A 16,819-nucleotide genomic window follows, 5' to 3' on the forward strand; every position below is an offset into this window, starting at 1 on the left:
GCGTTGGGTTTGAGAGGATCCGTTGTGGCGCACGGCCCGCTAGGTCTGCTCGGCAAGCGCGCTGGGCGTCAGGGAATGCCGACGCCGTAAATGGCGTGATGCGTCACCACGAAGAGCGTTTTGCGTGCGCGGTCGTCAACAAGCAGTTGGAGCGGGCGCTCGGGGATATCAATCCGACCGATCTCGGCACCGTCTGCGGCGAAAACGAACACCTGACCGTTGGCGACATACACGCGCCCCTGCGCATCGCTCGCCACGCTCTCTCCGCCGCGATTGGCGAAGGGGACGAGGTTGGTCAGTGCGCCGTGCGCCGCCAGGCGTGCGCGATAGGTTTTGTTTTCTGATGCGTTAGTGACGAACACCGTTCCGCCAACCTCGGCAGTGGTAAAGCCATAACTGTCGAGCGCGTCGGAGAACCGCCAGCCGAGAAAGTTCAAAGGCCCCTGCTGGAAGGTCCGATAGGCGGGCAGGACAAGGCTGCCGTCGGGCGACACATATTCGCGCGCCTTGGAGAGGCGCATGTCGCGGTCGAACATGTCGGCCAGCGTCGGATAGGCGTAGGTTTTGGTGTCGAGCTGGTCCTTGAACTCGCCATTCACCCAATAATTTACGGGCAGCACGGTTCTTGCGCCCGGATGATCGATGGCGGGCGTCGACGGGATCACCCGAACGTCCGCGCCGCTGTTGGGCGTGAGGCTATAGACCGTGCCGTTCCGGCCTTCCGACGACAGCACGAGCAGGTTGCCCGAGCGGTCGACCGCGAGGTTGACGGGATCCAGCGGTGCGTCGTTGATCACGCGCAGGCCATCGGCGCGCGACCACGCATAGATGCGCTGCTGGCGATGATCGACGAAATACAGCGTTCCGTCAGGAGCGAGGGCCGCTCCTGCGGCGGCATAGAATCCGCTCGCCAGCTTTTCCACCTTGGCGTCCGCGAAAGCGCCCTGCGTCGCCGGAGCCACGGTGTCCGAAGTCAGGTCGAGGGCTGCAAATTCCCGCTCGCGGACTTCGAGACTGCGCGTGACATCCTGAATGGCGTTCTCGTAGGGAAATTTGCTGGCACGCAAATAGGTTGCGCAGCCATTTTCGTCGCACGTGCCAAAGCCGCTTTCGGCATTGACGTGGACATTGCGGAAATGGAGGTCGCGGGTGTCGGTCAGCCGCACGGCGGTCGGCGCGGGTTTGAGCGATCGTGTCACGCGATAGGCGTGATAATTGGCGATCAGAAGATCGTGGCTGTGGCGAATGTCGAACGAGACCGCGTCCTGGCTCTCGCCCGCTTCCTCCTCGGTCTGCGGCGCTAGGAACTCCCAATGGGCGACATGGTCGAGCACGAATTCCGCGCGGACATGGTGCTCGCTCGACATCTGATAGACATGGCCCGGGGTGTCGGTTTCGGACACCAACATGCCCGCTTGAGCATAGGTATCGGGGCTCCAGAGATTGGCGAAAGTGCCGCCGCCGCCGCGCACCCATAGGCTCGGATATTGCGCGTCCCAGCGCTTGGCCGGGTCGGGGTCGCCGGTGTGGTTGGCGTTATACGGGTCGAAGCGACTGCCATCGGCGAGATCGGTGCCGTGGCCGCCCTGAAACTTGACGTCTTCGACCAGAGATTGCGCGCCGGCGTGCCAGAGCAGCGCGGTTGCGCGTGGATTGATGCCGCCGGTGAACAGGCCAAGACCGGAGACGATGGCGTCTCCACCGTGCGCACTCTCGATCAGCGCCTTGGCCGAGCCCACCCCTTGGAAGGCAGGCGTGCCGTCCGGCAGGATGAGCTGCGTCAGGCTCGGGTGCAAGGCGACCAGCACGCTGTCCGGCCTTAGCCGCAGCGTGTCGGTGACGAGATAGCGACCGGCGGGAAAATAGACAGTACGGTGCGCATCGATCGCGCGCTGGATGGCGGCGGTGTCATCGGTCTTGTCATCCCCGCGCGCGCCCAGCTGCTGGACATTGGCCCAGGAATCGGTCGCAGGCAGCGGCCGGATCGCGAGCGGGGGCGGGGCAGGCAGCCGTGGGATCGGCGTGGCGTCGATCACGGTCCTATAGCTTCCGGTCCGGCCCAGCCCGGGGACCATCAGGCCATAGCCGAAGGATGCCACGCGGTAGGAGCGGCCTGCACCTGCAACCGTCCTGCCGCTGTCGCGAAAGCGGGCGAAGGTCGGCGTGGCGCTGGCAACCGCATTCTGAAAGCCGATCTGCGTATAGACGTTGTTCTCATTGCTGATCACGACGGCGGCGTTGCGGATGTTTTCGAACCGGACATCCTTGCCCCACAGCCAGTCGCCATAGCCGCGATCGATGTCAATTGCGGTTGGCACGTTGCGGAAGGCGACGTTGACCAGGGTGAGGCTCGCCTCATGCTCGCGGATCGCGGATTCGCGTTGTCCGTCGAAGGTCGAATCGAGCAGCGTGAATTGCCAGGCGGGGGATGGTTTCTCTGTCAGAATGCCATAGCGCCCGCCATGAAAATGCAGATCCTGCGCCTGATTGGCGACTTGGTAGAGACCGGCAAGGCCCGAGCCGATCTGGAAATCGATATGAGCCAGATAGGCGTGCTGCGCGGCGTGAAAGCGGATCGCGGTGGCGGCGGCGTTGCCCTTGCCGATCACGAAATCGATGTTGGACAGTGCAGGATAGAAGGTGCCGGGATTGGCATCGGCAATATCGGGGTTGAACGGCACGCTGCCCGGTGGCGGAAACGGGGTGCGATAGGCCTTGGCGGTATCGGTGGCACCGGGCTTGGCCCCGGCGAACATCACCATGGTGGCGAGGCCCTGCTGAAAGCCCGAGGTCGCATCGCCGAGCACGATGACCGGCCGGGTCTTGCCGACGCCGAACACCCGGACACCTGGCCACACGAACAGGGTGCGGCTGATGCGATAGCGGCCCGAGGGGACAAAAACGATTCCGCCGCCGCCCTTCGCCGCGGCGGCATCGATCGCGGTTTGCAGGGCGGTCGTGTCGTCGGCGCGACCGTCGCGCTTCCCTGCAACGGTGATGGCGCGGGGATCTTCCGGGGCGGTCGCGTAATAAGACGTGGATGCGGCAACGGGCATTGCTGTTGCCATAAGCGCGGCCAGAAATGTGACACGAAACGGAAGCGACCATCCGGGCATCTTACATCCTCAAAAGAAACGTCCCGGCCACCGGCCGGGACGAGGAGCCCGACCCACCGGGTCGGGGTAGGGGACCGTGGTGCTAGAAATTGTAGCGTACGCCAACCCGGAACAAACGCCCGAGCGTATCGTAAAGCGACTGATTGACGTCGATGCCGGTATTGGTTTGGGGCGACGGTGCCGGATCATGATCGAGCAGATTGTCGATCTTGAAATAAGCGTTCAATTTCTTGGTGATGTTGAACGATCCGCCCACGTCGAGATAGAAGGCACCGGGCATCGTGTTGTTGTCGATCGTCGGGTGCTGCGTGGTCGAGACCGGGCAGCCACTGCTGCAAACGACATATTCGTTGCTGTACACGCCATCGCTGAACCAGCGCTGCTGAACGCTGAGGCTGAACCGATCGGTGGTCCAGCTTTCGGTCGTCAGCAATTTCCACGACGGGGTGTTGCCAGCATTGACCCCCGCGCCCTGTGTCGGGATCGTGCCGGGGACGCCCGGATCGGTGATGAAGTTCTTCACATTGGTGGCGAGTCCGCGCAGCACGACGCGCCCGGGCAGGCCGAGCTTGGCGACGTCGAATTGATAGCTCGCCTCAATGTCGAACCCGTCGGTGAAGATCGAGGCGAGGTTGAACGCCTGGAGGTTGACATAGGGTGCTGTCCCCGCCGGTGGCGTGAGGTTGAACGCGCCGCATAGCGAGGTGATGTTATTGAGGTAGCACAGATTGACTTCCTGCTGCGAATTGAGCGTCGAGATCACCCCGTTGATCTTGATCCGGTAATAATCGAACGACGCGCTGAAGCCGGGCAGCCAGTGCGGGCGCGACAGCACGATGCCGGCCGTGGTGTTGCGCGCGATTTCGGGCTTGAGCGCGGTGTTGCCGATCGCATTTTGCAGGATAGTCAAGGTCGCCGGGTCGCCCGGCGCGCGGTTGGGATTGGGGTTGCTGAAGTTCGGCACGGTCGTGGTGATCGGGGCGGCGAACAGCTCCGACAGGTTCGGTGCACGCACGTCGCGCGAGGTAACCGCGCGTAGCCGCACGCCGTCGATCGGCGTGTCCCACGTGCCGCCCACCTTCCAGGTGTAGATCGTGCCAGAGGTACTGTAATTGGTGACGCGTCCGGCGACGTTCAGGTTCGCGCTGCCGAGCGAGTCCGATTTGAGGAAGGGCAGGTTGAGCTCGAGGAAACCTTCGGCGACGTGGTAGCTGCCGCGACCGGCGTGATAATTGCCGGCGTACCAGTTGTTGCCTGCGGTATTGAGCACCGGATCGGCGGGATAGGTGCTGGTATAGGGCGTCTCGGCCGAGACGCCGTTGCCGTATGGATCGCCGACCACGTGATAGAATTCATTGCGATATTCGGCACCTGCGGCAAACGACACCGGCCCGGCCCACAGGCTGAGCGGTGATCCGCTGAAGCTGAAGGCAAGCGCATCCTGCGTCTGGCGGGTATGCTGGAATGGGCCGTTGGTCGGTTCGATATAAGCGAGCGCCGCCGCGCTTGGCGGGGTGCCGCCGATGATGTTGATCGGCACGCAGCCATTGGCGCGCGCGACCGGATCGGCGCAAACGATCTGCCCGCCCAGACTGATCGCCTGGATCGCGGCGTTATAGCGCGAGGTCAGCGTGATGTTCTTGACGTGGATGTCGGTAATGTTCTCGCCATGCTCATAGGAGAAGTCGTAATTCCACGTCGTGCCGAACACCGGCACCTTGCCCGTCGCGCCGCCGACGAAGCGATATTGCTTGCGCGTCGGATAGACCGTGATGTTCGCGGGCAGCTCGCCATTGCTGCTGCCGAACTGGAAGCTGGTGATGCCTGCAGTGGCGCAGGCCGCCTGGATCGAGGCGGGGACGAATGGGTTGGAGCATTGCAGCGTCAGGCCCGACTTGGTCGCGCCGGGGTTTGGCTGGTTCATCGTGTCGACCTGCGCGATGTTGACCGTCGCATAGATCTCGTTGTTCGCGTCGAGGTCGAAGCCGACGCGGCCATAGCCGTTGTAGCGATCGAGCCGTGACTGCAGCGTGGTGCCGATGCCGACATTGCCCGACAGATCGCCGCCCAGGCAGAAGCCGCCTTGCGGGTAGCAACCCGAGACGAGGCCGAACTGCGGCGTGCCCGGAAGGGCCTTGGACGGAACGCCGTTCGAGCCATATTGGAACTGGAACGGAACGCCGTTCACGTCGAACGCGGTGCCTTGCAGCGGCCCGCCCGTGATCAGCCCGTATTTGGTATATTGATAGGCCTGCGCATGGTCGCGCACGAGATATTGCGGCGACCCGTCATTGGTCACGTTGCGATTGATGAAGGTCGAGGTGCGATACCACGTGCGCCCGTTGGCAAGTTGCTCGCCAAAGCCGCCGGCCGGCACGCCATCTTCATGGTCATATTCGCCACTGACTTCGACATGCAGGCGATCGTTGAAGAAGGATTTTCCGGCCGCCGCCTGGAACAGATACTGCTTGTTGTCGCCGTAAGTGGTGATGCCGCCCTGTACGTTCGCCTTGAACCCGACGAAGTGCTTTTCGGTGATGAAGTTGACGACGCCGCCGACCGCATCCGAACCATAAGAAGCGGATGCACCGCCCGTCACCACATCGACGCGCTTGATCAGCAATTGCGGAAACAGGCTGATATCGGGCACGCCGGTCACGTTCGCGCCTACGACGCGCTGGCCGTCGAGCAGCGTCAGCGTGCGGATCGTGCCGAGTCCGCGCAGCGAGAAGGAGCTCAGGCCCTGCTGTCCGCTGGAGGTGCTGTTGGTGCCGGTGGTGACGCCGCTCGACCCCTGCAGTGAGGGCAATTGCGCGATCGTCGTGAAGACGTTGGGCTCGGCGTTACGCGCTATATCAACCGCGCCGATCGTCTGGGTCGGGGTCGGTGCGGTGAAGCCGCCGGTGGTGATGCGCGAGCCGGTGACGACGATGTCCTTGGCGGTATTGTCGGCGGTGTCGGCCGTGTCTGCGGGCAGCGTCGCGGGCGGCGGCGGGGCCGCAGGCGTGGTTTGCGCCTCGGCCGGTGCCGCGATCGCGATCGCCATCAGCGACGCGAGGCTGGCGGTCAGGAACGCGGTGCGCCTGCCGCTGGAACCGGGGGTGCGTTCTGTGATCATGTCGGTCATTGGGATCCTCACCTGTTTTTTGTTGTCGTTTTCATCGGGGTCATCCGCCGCGCATCGCGACGGCGTAAAGCGCGTGATGCGTAAGGATGAAGAGCGTTGCGTGATCGGTGCCCCCGAAGATCAACTGGAGGGGGCGTTCGGGCACGTCGATCCGGCCGATCTCGCTGCCGTCGGGTGCGTAGACGAAGACCTGCCCGTTCGCGATGAACACGCGGCCCTGGGCGTCGACCGCGACGCTCTCTCCGGCGCGCTCGACAAAGGGCTTCAGGTCGGAAAGCGTGCCGCCCGCGCCGACCAGCGCGCTGTATGTGCGGCCTTCGGATTCGTTGCTGGCATAGACGCGCGCGCCGATGCGCCCGTGGACCAGGCTATAGGCGTCGAGCGTGTCGGAGAAGCGCCAGCCGACATGGTCGGGTGTGCCCTGTTGCCACACGCGAAACGCCGGGAGTACGAGGCTACCGTCGGGCGAGACATATTCGCGGGGTTTCGGCGTGGCGGCGTCGCGCGCGAACATTTCGCCGAGCGTGGTGAAATGATCGGTCCGGGCATCGTATTGATCGCGGAATTCGCCATTGTTCCACCAATTGCCGGGGAGGAGCGTGTCCGCATCGCGGTGCTCGGCAACTGGCGACGGGGCGATGACCGTGACGTCGGTCTTCGATGCGGCAGGATCGATCGCATAGACGCTGCCTTCCGCGCCGAGCGAGGACAGCACCAGCACTTTGCCCGAGCGCTCGACCGCGAGATTGACCGGATCGAGCGCGGCGTCGCGGACGATCTCGAGGCCGGTGGCCGCGCTCCAGCGATAGATCCGCTGGAAGCGATGCTCAACGAAATAGAGCGCGCCCGTAGCATCGACCGCCGCGCCCGAGATTGAGAAGAAGCCGCTTTCGAGTTTGCGGACCGGCCCGGCACCCGGCACCGCAGCGGGGGCCTCGGCCAGCACGGGGGTGGCGGGAATGTCGAGGCTGGCGAACTCGCGCTCGCGCACCTCAAGGTGCTGGGTCCTGTCCTGAATCGCATTTTCGAACGGGAATTTGCTGACCCGCAAATAGGTGCCGCAGCCATCTGCCTGGCAGGTCGCAAAGCCACTCTCGGCGTTGATATGGACATTCCGGAAACGAATGTCCGAGGCATTGGTCAGCTTCACCGCCGACACTGCCGGGTGAAAGGTCCGCGTCACACGGTAGCTGTGATCATTGGCGAACAGCAGGTTGCGCGAGTTGCGGATATCGAGCGAGGTCGAGTCCATCCCTTCGCCGACTTCCTGTTCGGTCTGCGGCGCGAGAAATTCCCAATTCTCCACGCCATCGAGCACGATCTCGTTGCGAACGTGATGCTCGGCCGAGAGCTGATAGACGTGCCCCGGTGTCTTGGTGTCCGACACAGTGAAACCGGCCTGGGCGAAGGTGTTGGGCGTCCACACATCGGCGAAGGTGCCGCCCCCGCCATCGGTCACCCAGATGCTCGGATATTGCGCGTCCCAGCGATTGTCCGCGACCGGATCGCCGCTATGCGCGTTCCGCGCGCCGAGCGGCAGGCCGTCCGCCGTCGGGGTGCCGCCGCCGCCCATGATCTTGACGTCGTCGACCAGCGAATCCGCCCCCGATTTCCACAGCAACGCCGAGGCGCGCGGATTGATGCGGCCAGTGAACAGGCCGAGGCCCGACAGAATGTTGCTGCCGCCCTTCGGGCTTTCGAGGATCGGAACCACGCCGCCGACGCCTGCATGAGCGGGGTTATTGTCGGGCAAGACGAGCTGGGTCAGCGCCGGGTGCAGGCCGAGCAGCACCGTATCGGGCCGTAGCTTGAGCGTATTGGTGACGCGGTAGAAACCGACCGGGAAATAGAGCACGCGCTGCGTATCGATCGCACGCTGCAGCGCGGCGGTGTCGTCGGTCGTGCCGTCGCCGCGCGCGCCGAGATCGCGGACGTTGCTCCACTCCGCCACCGCAGGCAGCGCGCGAATGGCGTTGGGGTGGGGCGGGGGCAGGGTTGCGATCGGCGTACTCTGCACGTCGGTCGCGATCCGGCCGGTCGCGCCGAGCGTCGGCACCGCGAGGCCGTGCGAAAAGCGCGCCACGCGGTATGCGCGCGCGGGGGCGGCGACGGTTTTCCCGCTCTCGCGGAAACGTGCGAACACCGGCGTATCGGTGGCGAGCGCGTTGTCGAAGCCGATCTGGGTAAAGGCGCTGCTCTCGCGGCTGATGATCACCCCGGCATGCGAGACGCGCTCGAACCGCACGTCCTTGCCCCACAGCGAGTCGCTATAGCCGGGGTCGATATCGATCCCGATCGGCGTATCGCGAATGGCCACGTTGACGAGCGTGAGGTCGACTTCATGCTCGCGGATCGCGGCGTCGCGCTGATGGTCGAAGCTCGAATCGATCAGCGTGAATTGCCAGGCGGGCGAGGTCTTTTCGGTGAGGATGCCATAGCGCCCGCCATGGAAGTGGACGTCCTCCATGACGTTGCCGGCCTGATAGACGCCGGCAAAGGCTGAGCCCAAGCGGAAGTCCATATGGCTGAGAAAGGCGTGCTGCGCGACGCGGAAGCGCACCGCCGCGGCGGCCGGATTGCCCGCGCCGATCTCGACATCGATATTGCTCATCGCCGAATAGAAGGTCGCCGAATTGGCGTCGCGCACCTCGCTGCCGCCCTTGCCACTGGGCGGCACCACGGTCGGCACGGGCACGGGAACCTTGCCCACGGCATATTGGTCACCGCCGGTGAACACCACCATCGTCGCGACACCGCTTTGAAAGCCCGGTGTGAGATCTGCCAGCACCAGCACCGGGCGCGTCGGCCCCACGCCCAGGATCCGCACGCCGGGCGGCACCAGGATACTGTGTGACAGGCGATAACGGCCGGAGGGCAGGAAGACGATGCCATTGCCGTCGGTGATGCGCGCGGCGTCGATCGCGCGCTGGATCGCTGCGGTCGCGTCAACATGGCCGTCCTTCGCGCCGCTAACCGTTACCGCGCGCGGCTCATTCGGAGCCGTTGCAAGCACCGACCGGGCCTGGGCCGCGCACGTCGTGACCGGGGCCAGCAGCGCCACCGCAGTCGTCGCCAGCATGGCAGCTCGTCTCTTCACGGTGCTTTGCCTCTCCCCCAACCGACGCCTGCGCGTCTGGCCGATGCTGTGCATAAGCGACCATCATGCGCGTGCCATCCGCGACGATGGTCGTAGTTCCCAGGCCGATGCGCCCTGCAGTATCAGGGCTTATGAAAGGCCCGGGGCCGACGCGGCGCGTCGGGGCCCAGTCCGGTTTTGGGGACAGCATTTTGCAACGGGCAGTCAGTCACAGCGTGGTCGCGCCGATGGCGGTAATCGTGATGGGCGTCAGCGGCAGTGGCAAGTCCACGCTGGGTGGGCTGCTCGCGACCAGGCTTGGTGCAACGTTCCTGGAGGGCGATTCGTTTCACGACGCGGCGGCGGTGGCCAAGATGCGCAGCGGCCAGCCGCTGAACGACGCCGATCGCTGGCCGTGGCTCGACCGTTTGGGGGCCGCGATCGATGCCGAGGTGCGCGTCAACGGGCTGGTGGTGGCGGCGTGCTCGGCGCTGCGGCGCAGCTATCGCGACCGACTGGTGGCGGCGATCAGCGCGCCGACGCGGTTCATCCTGCTGGACGGTAGCCCGGAGGAACTGCGCCAACGGCTCGCCAATCGCGCAGGGCACTATATGCCGAGCAGCCTGCTGACGAGCCAGCTCTGCACGCTCGAGCGGGTTGCCCCGGACGAGGCGGCGACCACGCTCGACGCAGCTGCCGCACCCGATCGGCTCTGCGCAGAAGCGATTGCGTGGTTGGACGGCGGTGGTCACCCTTCCGTGGAGCAGAAACGATGAAATGGCGTGCCGGTTTTGCCGTGCTCTGCTTGGTGGCTGGGCCCGTTATGGCGCAGACCCCGGCGCTCGTGCCTGTTGTCGCGCCGATCGAGCTTCCGCTTTGGCCAGATGGTCCCCCGGGCGTCGATCCGCTGCGCGATACGCCCGAGATCGTCGAAAACACGTATATCCGCAGCGTGCATCGCCCGTCGCTCACGCTGCTGCGCGCCGACCCGGCACATGCCAATGGCGCGGCGATCATCATCGCGCCCGGCGGTGGCCACCGTATGTTGGTGTGGGTGAATGAGGGGTTGATGCCCGCCCGTGCGCTCAACCGCTTTGGCGTGACGGTGTTTGTACTGAAATATCGTCTCGCCCGGGAAACAGGCTCAAACTATCGCATCGAGCGCGACGCGGCGGCCGATGCACGGCGGGCCGTGCGCTTCGTGCGGGCGCATGCTGCCGAATATGGCGTCGATCCCCGTCGCATCGGCCTTATGGGATTTTCGGCAGGCGGCGAACTCGTGTCGCTGGTTGCAGACAACCCGGCACCGCCCGAGCCTTCGGGCGATGCCATCGATCGGATCGACGCGCGACCCGACTTTCAGGTTTTGATCTATCCGGGGCCGCTCGGCGTGCCCGCGCGAGCGGTTGCAGAAGCGCCGCCAGCGTTCCTGGCCGCCGGGACCCTGGACACCTGTTGCGCCGAGCCGACCCTCACGCTCTACCAGCAATTGCGCGGCGCGCATGTCTCGGCGGAACTGCACCTGTTCGCCGATACCGACCATGGCTTCAACGTCGCGATGCATGCCGAGCGCGTCTCGCTGCAACATTGGCCTGACCGGCTCGCCGACTGGTTGAGCGATGGTGGCTGGCTTGTGCCAGGCGGTGGCAAGCGCGCGACGCCCAGCAGCACGACCGCGCTGTTGCGCAATTAGGGCAGCAGCCGCTTGCGGCCTTCCGACAAATGCCAGCGCATTGCGAGCGCCGCGCCGTCGGCATCCTGCACCCGGATCGCGTCGACCAGCATCTCATGCTCTCGCAGCATCGCGCCGATCACCTCGGGCGGGCGCGAGCGCGAAATATCGACACCGGCGCGCATAATCCGGTCGACATCGCCGAACAGCGCGTCGAACGCGACCAGAAAGGCGGGGTTGGCGGTCGCCAGCACGATTTGCCGGTGCAACGCCATGTCCTCGTCATGCGCTGGTGCGCTCGACAGCAAGGCGGTGCGGAGCGCGTGCATCGCGGCCTCGATCGCCGCCATTTCCTCGCTCGAGCGGCGCGTGGCCGCGAGGCGTGCCGCCTCGGCTTCGAGCACGAAGCGCACCTCATAAGTGCCAAAGGTCGCCGACATATGGTCCATCGGCAGAAAGGCGATCAGCCGGTCCGAAGGGCGACCCTTGACGAATGAGCCCGCACCGCGGCGCGCCTCGGTAATGCCGTCGGCGGCGAGGCGGACGAGCGCCTCGCGCACGATCGTGCGCGACATGCCGAACATTTCCGCCAGCCGCGCTTCGGACGGCAGGCGATCGCCCACCGCCAGCCCGTCGCCATTGATGATCTCGACGATCCCGGCATAGGCCCGGTCGGCTAAGCGCCCTTCATTCATCGGTCGTTCCTTGGTCACCGCGCCGGTCGCGTGCCGTCAGAATAGGTGGCTGGCAACAAGGATCAACGCCAGTCCGAGCACCGACACGACGGTCTCCATCACCGACCAGGTGCGAAACGTCGCGGGTGTGTCGATGCCGAGATAGCTTTTCACCAGCCAGAATCCAGGATCGTTGACATGGCTGAAGAAGAGCGATCCGGCACCGATCGCCAGCACGATCCATTCGGGCGACGCGCCCGAGGCGGCGACGAATGCGGGCATGATGCCCGCAGTCGTGATCGTCGCGACCGTGGCCGAACCGGTGGCGAGGCGGATACAGACCGCGACCAGCCACGCCAGCACGATCGGCGACAACGGCCCGCCGGTCGCGACCCGCGCCAGCAAATCGGACAGGCCAGCCGTGACGAGTACTTGCTTCAACGCGCCGCCCGCACCGATCGCCAGCAGGATCGCGCCCGCCGGCTGCATCGTCTCGGCCCAGATCGCTTCCTGCACCTTGGCATCGCCGATGCGCCGACCGAACAGCAGCGGCAGCGCCGCCAAACACGCGATCAACAATGCGAGGACCGGATTGCTGGCCACCGCAAGCACGCCAAAGCGCGCTGCGACCGGCGGCGGCAGCAGCGCGACCGCCTGGCCCGCTGCGATGAGGACCACGGGCATCAGCACGACCAGCAGCGCGCGCCAGTTCGCGGGTGCCGGCATGTTCAGCACTGTCGGGGCGAGCAGGGGCGGGGCCAGTTTTACGCCGCGCGCGGTGAATTTCGCGAGCACGGGCCCCGCGACGATCGCGGTCGGGATGCCGATGAGCAAGCCATAACCGAGCGTGCGCAGCAAATCGGCGTGCAGCGCCTCGACCGCGAGCAACGGGCCCGGATGCGGCGGCACCAGCGCGTGCACCACCGACAGCCCGGCCAGGGCGGACAGCATCAGCCGCAGCTTGGCCGAATCCTGGTTCGCACCCGCCGGGAGCGCCGCCGCCGCCGCCGCGACGATCGGCAGCAACAGCACCAGCCCGGTTTCGAAGAACAGCGGCAAGCCGATGAGGAGCCCCGTCGCCACGCTCGCCCAGGGCGCGCCGCGTACCCCGGCCCATCGCAAGGCGGTCCGCGCGAGGCCTGCGGCGGCATCCGACAATTGCAGCATCGCGCCAAGTGCCAGACCGAGCGCGACCACCAGCCCGGTGCCGCCCAGAATATCGCCCGCGCCCTTCTGAATGGCCTTTGCCGTATCAGCAATCGGCAGGCCGGCGATGATACCGACGACGAACGCGCCCGACAGCAACGCGACAAACGGATGCAAGCGCCCGCGAACGATCAGGACGATCGACAAGCCGATGCCGAGCATGGCCGCCACGATCAGGCGGTAATCCTCGGGCCTCATCGCGCGTGCGCCGCGATCAGCGCGGTGGCGGGTACGGTGCGGCCATGCGCCAGCGATTGCGAATGGACCATTGGACCCCCTTCTCCGCCGCAGTCTCTCGCAATGTGCGGGCTGCGTGGAAGTATCTGTACGACAGCAATGCGCAATATTCCAAGATTATTCGCGCAAAATCGGTCGAAATTGTAATATGCGCTTGAATCTGTCCAACCAATTTGAATAGGATCAGCCATCGAGACTCGCATCGAGTTTCGTTTGATCGGCAGAAGCCGACAGTCGGACGCGACGTGTGCCATCACGCCGCGAAAGGGGGAGGGCTTAGATGACGAGGCAGCAAATAGCGGTGAGCGAGGCCACGCTGGACCGAGACGCCTCGGCTCCCTTCGCTCGCCTGACCCCGACACAGCGCAAGGTCCTCGACGGCGTCTATTGCGGCCAGCTCAACAAGCAGATTGCCTATGACCTCGGCATAGCCGAGGCGACCGTCAAAGCCCACATGACCGCGCTGATGCGCAAACTCAAGGTACACAACCGCACGCAATTGGCGGTTACCGCGCAGGCGCTTGGTTGGAGCAAGAGCGCCCTGGCGCATTGAGGGCGCGACCTTCGCGTTAACACAATACGCGATGCTGCCTTTGTGACGCGGCGCGCCCGGTTGCAGTCGATGCCCCTATTGCAACCGGGCGCGCTTCATTGGTTTGAGGACGGCTTGTGGCCGTCGGTTTAGAACTTCACCTCGGCCTGCATGGTGAAGGAGCGACCACGCGGATCCGCGACGCGCGGCTCCCATGAGCTGCCGCTGCCGTTGTTGCTGTCATAGGAAATCGCGAAGGGCGGGTTGGTGTCGAACAGGTTGCGCACACCGAAGGTCAGCTTGAACCCTTTGATCCCGTTATAAGACGCGGAGAGGTTGTAGTAGATATAGTCCGCGACGTCGGTGATGTCGTTTGACGGGTTGAAGGTGCCGGCCAGCACGCCTGGCAGCACCTGGTTCTTATAGCCCGAGCGGAAGATCTGCGTCAGCGACAGGCTGAAATCATCGTTCGAATAGCTCACGAACGCATTGTGCTTCCAGCGCAGGCCAAGATCGGACGCGAGCGAGTATACGCCAAGCTGCTGGATGGTAGCGGCGCTGGCGTTGACCTTCTCTTCCTTCTTCAGCAGCAACGTGCCGTCCAACCCCGCGCCGAAGCTGCCGCCGAGCGCGTCGATGCTGCCGCGCACGGTGAAGTCGATGGCCTGGGTCTTAGTGTTGCCCGCATTGGCATAGGTCTGGTCGATGACGGTCAGCTTGCCCGTGGAATCGCGGATGAAGCGGTCCTGGAAGATCGAATAATTGGCAAACAGATATTGCAGCGGCAGCACCTGGATGGTGTTGTTGCGGTTGATCGACCAGAAGTCTGCGGTCGCGCTGAAGTGGCGCGATGGCTCAAACACTACGCCGCCGCTAAACATCGTCGCGGTCTCCGGTCCCAGCGCCAGGTTCCCGCCGTTGCGGATGTTGACGTTGTTGTTGAGCGACGGACAGCCGTTCGCCGCATTGACGGTGCCGTTCGGGCAGTTTTTGGGGTCTGCGAAATCAGACCCGGTATAGACCGAATCCGTGTCCGGATTGAAGATCTGGTTGAACGACGGGACGCGGAAGGCGGTATTGTAGGAGCCGCGGAACATGATCGGCTTGAACGGCCGATATTTGAGCGAGATCTTGGGATTGGTCGTCGTTCCGAAGCCCGAATAATCGTCAAGGCGACCGGCGAGCGTTAGTTCGAAGCCCTTGAATATGGGCACGAGCAATTCGCCATAGACCGCCTTGATGTCGCGGTGGACGCCGTTGAGCGCATTGCCATTGTCGAATGGTGCCGAAATGATCGTGCGCTGTACGGCGCGCTGGTCACCGTTGAACTTATATTCCTCGCGCCGGAAGTCGACCCCGGCTGCGAGCTTCACCATGCCGCCCCACATGTTGAACAACGATCCCGAGACCGACGCATCGCCCTGCTTGACCGAATATTTGCCGCCATACAGCACGACGCCGTTCGCCGAGGCCGACTGGATGGCTGCCATCCCGGCGGCGCTTTGCGTCTGGCCGGGGAACAGGAACGGATTGACCGCGCCGCTGTTGAGCGCCGCGACCAGCGCGTCCTGATAATAATAACCGCTGCCGAGCGTCGAAGAAGAGATGCTGTCGGCATAGGAAATGCCAGCGCTATAATCCCACCCTTTGAACAGCGGGCCCGTCGCATTCAGCGCCGCGCGGAAAGTGGTGGTGGTGGTCGAGATCTCGCGCTCCCCGCATTCGACGCAGCGCCAGCGATAGGAGAAGGTCGAATTGGCGTTCAGCAGCCCCGGGAACACGCTGTTGATGCGGCTGACGAGGTTGTCGAACGCGACATCGTTGACGCCCGCGACCCTCGAATATTTGTAGTTTTGCGTGGTGGTGTTGGGCGTGATCTGCACCGGCGAGAAGCGCTTGACCGAGTCCGCGCTCGATCCCGTGATTTCGAGCGCTATTTCGTGCTCGCCGAACCGCTTCACCGCGCGACCGAGATAGGTCAGCGTGTTGAGCTGTTGCTGGAGATACACGTTCTTGCCGGTATCATAGGAGCAAGCGAGGCCATTGCCCGGTGCCCCCCACACGTCGGTATCGTAAATGTCTTGGTCCGGCACGGCGTTGCAGCCGGCCTGTCCGGGCAAGCGCAAGGCGTTGATGCCGCCGGTCGCGCGCACGTTGGTGCCCGGGATCAGCGGAAACGCTGACGATGTAGCGAAGCTGGTGCCAGCCAGGTTGACGATCGTCGCAAACGGCGTGCCGCGCGTATCGACGCCAAGGCCGCGGTCATGCTGGAAGGTGTTGACGAAGCTGCGCGAATGCGCCTCGAGCGGAGAAATCCAGCTATAGCTGACCGTCCCCATCACGTTGAAGCCCTGCTTGTCGAGATCGCCAAAACCGGCGATTCCCGACACGCGGTAGATCGGCGCGTCGCCCTTCTCGGTTACGTCGGTGAAAGCGGTTGCGCCGAGGCCACGATAATTCTTCTTGGTGATGAAGTTGATGACGCCGCCGACCGCGTCGGTGCCGTAGATCGCCGATGCGCCGTCCTTCAGCACTTCGACGCGGTCGAGCGCCGCGAACGGGATCTGGTTGACGTCGACGGCGGACCCGGTGGTGCCTTGCGCAGCGACCCGGCGCCCGTTGAGCAGCACCAAGGTCGCTGCCGAGCCCTGGCCGCGGAGATTGGCGAAGGACGCACCGTTATTGCCGCGCCGTTCCGAGGTTACGACGTCGGAGTTGCTGGCGAGGTTGTCGGCGGAGCTGCCATTGTCGGTGAGGAACGCAATCAGCTGTTCGGGGCTGCTGATGCTGTTGCGTTGCAGTTCCTTGACCGTGATGACCTGCAAGGGGAGCGCGCTGTCATTCGGGTTCTGCTTGATGCGCGAGCCGGTGACGAGAATGTCGGCCGAGTCCGCCTTGCTCGACGTTTCTCCCGCACCGATCAGGGGCGTGGCTGCCCCGGTCGGCGTCGCCGCTTCCTGCGTCGTCTGGGCGAACCCGGTCCCGGCGAAAAGACACGTCAAGGCGGTGAACGCCGTGCCGGAAACGAGCAAAGTCTTGAGCGACGTCATAGTCTGAACCCCCTTTTTGCGCCCCCGCGCAACCCTGGACATTAGGTAACAGGAATGTTGCAACGCGCCATAGTTTCTCTTGCGAGTGCCATAGCCTATGGGCATCTCTTGCGACGGATTTGACCAAAA

General features: G+C 64.5%; 9 protein-coding genes. 3 read left to right on the plus strand and 6 right to left on the minus strand.

From position 1 onward, the window contains the following. Positions 1 to 68: 68 nt before the first annotated feature. The 3 genes from ACP7BY_RS09135 to ACP7BY_RS09145 form a co-directional block, all read right to left on the minus strand. Positions 69 to 3,116, minus strand: a complete 3,048-nt coding sequence (locus tag ACP7BY_RS09135) for a glycosyl hydrolase family 28-related protein (protein ID WP_033964487.1) — start codon at positions 3,114 to 3,116, stop codon at positions 69 to 71. 82 nt (positions 3,117 to 3,198) lie between these two features. Beyond that, positions 3,199 to 6,234: a TonB-dependent receptor plug domain-containing protein gene (locus ACP7BY_RS09140; protein WP_405053012.1), complete on the minus strand. Its 3,036-nt coding sequence runs from the start codon at positions 6,232 to 6,234 to the stop codon at positions 3,199 to 3,201. 49 nt (positions 6,235 to 6,283) lie between these two features. Continuing rightward, positions 6,284 to 9,322, minus strand: a complete 3,039-nt coding sequence (locus ACP7BY_RS09145; protein ID WP_137902420.1) for a glycosyl hydrolase family 28-related protein — start codon at positions 9,320 to 9,322, stop codon at positions 6,284 to 6,286. 245 nt (positions 9,323 to 9,567) lie between these two features. On the opposite strand from ACP7BY_RS09145, the gene ACP7BY_RS09150 reads away from it, so the two are divergent. Both ACP7BY_RS09150 and ACP7BY_RS09155 read left to right on the plus strand, forming a co-directional pair. Continuing rightward, a complete protein-coding gene (locus tag ACP7BY_RS09150; protein ID WP_231565030.1) occupies positions 9,568 to 10,095 on the plus strand; it encodes a gluconokinase in 528 nt (175 codons plus the stop codon). After that, positions 10,092 to 11,012 (plus strand): alpha/beta hydrolase, encoded by a 921-nt coding sequence (locus tag ACP7BY_RS09155; RefSeq protein WP_137902366.1) that lies wholly within the window; start codon positions 10,092 to 10,094, stop codon positions 11,010 to 11,012. The genes ACP7BY_RS09150 and ACP7BY_RS09155 overlap by 4 nt, the downstream gene beginning before the upstream one ends. On the opposite strand, the gene ACP7BY_RS09160 is transcribed toward ACP7BY_RS09155, so the two are convergent. Further along, positions 11,009 to 11,686 (minus strand): FadR/GntR family transcriptional regulator, encoded by a 678-nt coding sequence (locus ACP7BY_RS09160; protein ID WP_033964495.1) that lies wholly within the window; start codon positions 11,684 to 11,686, stop codon positions 11,009 to 11,011. The two genes, ACP7BY_RS09155 and ACP7BY_RS09160, sit on opposite strands and share 4 nt — an antisense overlap. A 36-nt stretch (positions 11,687 to 11,722) precedes the next feature. Further along, positions 11,723 to 13,069 (minus strand): GntP family permease, encoded by a 1,347-nt coding sequence (locus tag ACP7BY_RS09165; protein WP_033964488.1) that lies wholly within the window; start codon positions 13,067 to 13,069, stop codon positions 11,723 to 11,725. Positions 13,070 to 13,388: 319 nt separating this feature from the next. Between ACP7BY_RS09165 and ACP7BY_RS09170 the strand changes: the two genes are divergently transcribed. Next, positions 13,389 to 13,661, plus strand: a complete 273-nt coding sequence (locus tag ACP7BY_RS09170; protein WP_033964489.1) for a helix-turn-helix domain-containing protein — start codon at positions 13,389 to 13,391, stop codon at positions 13,659 to 13,661. Between the two features lie 128 nt (positions 13,662 to 13,789). Here ACP7BY_RS09170 and ACP7BY_RS09175 read toward each other — a convergent pair whose 3' ends face one another. Continuing rightward, positions 13,790 to 16,690: a TonB-dependent receptor domain-containing protein gene (locus ACP7BY_RS09175; RefSeq protein ID WP_137902365.1), complete on the minus strand. Its 2,901-nt coding sequence runs from the start codon at positions 16,688 to 16,690 to the stop codon at positions 13,790 to 13,792. Positions 16,691 to 16,819: the final 129 nt, after the last annotated feature.

This window comes from Sphingomonas sp. PSPC2-2 (assembly GCF_049897725.1).
Lineage (GTDB): Bacteria > Pseudomonadota > Alphaproteobacteria > Sphingomonadales > Sphingomonadaceae > Sphingomonas.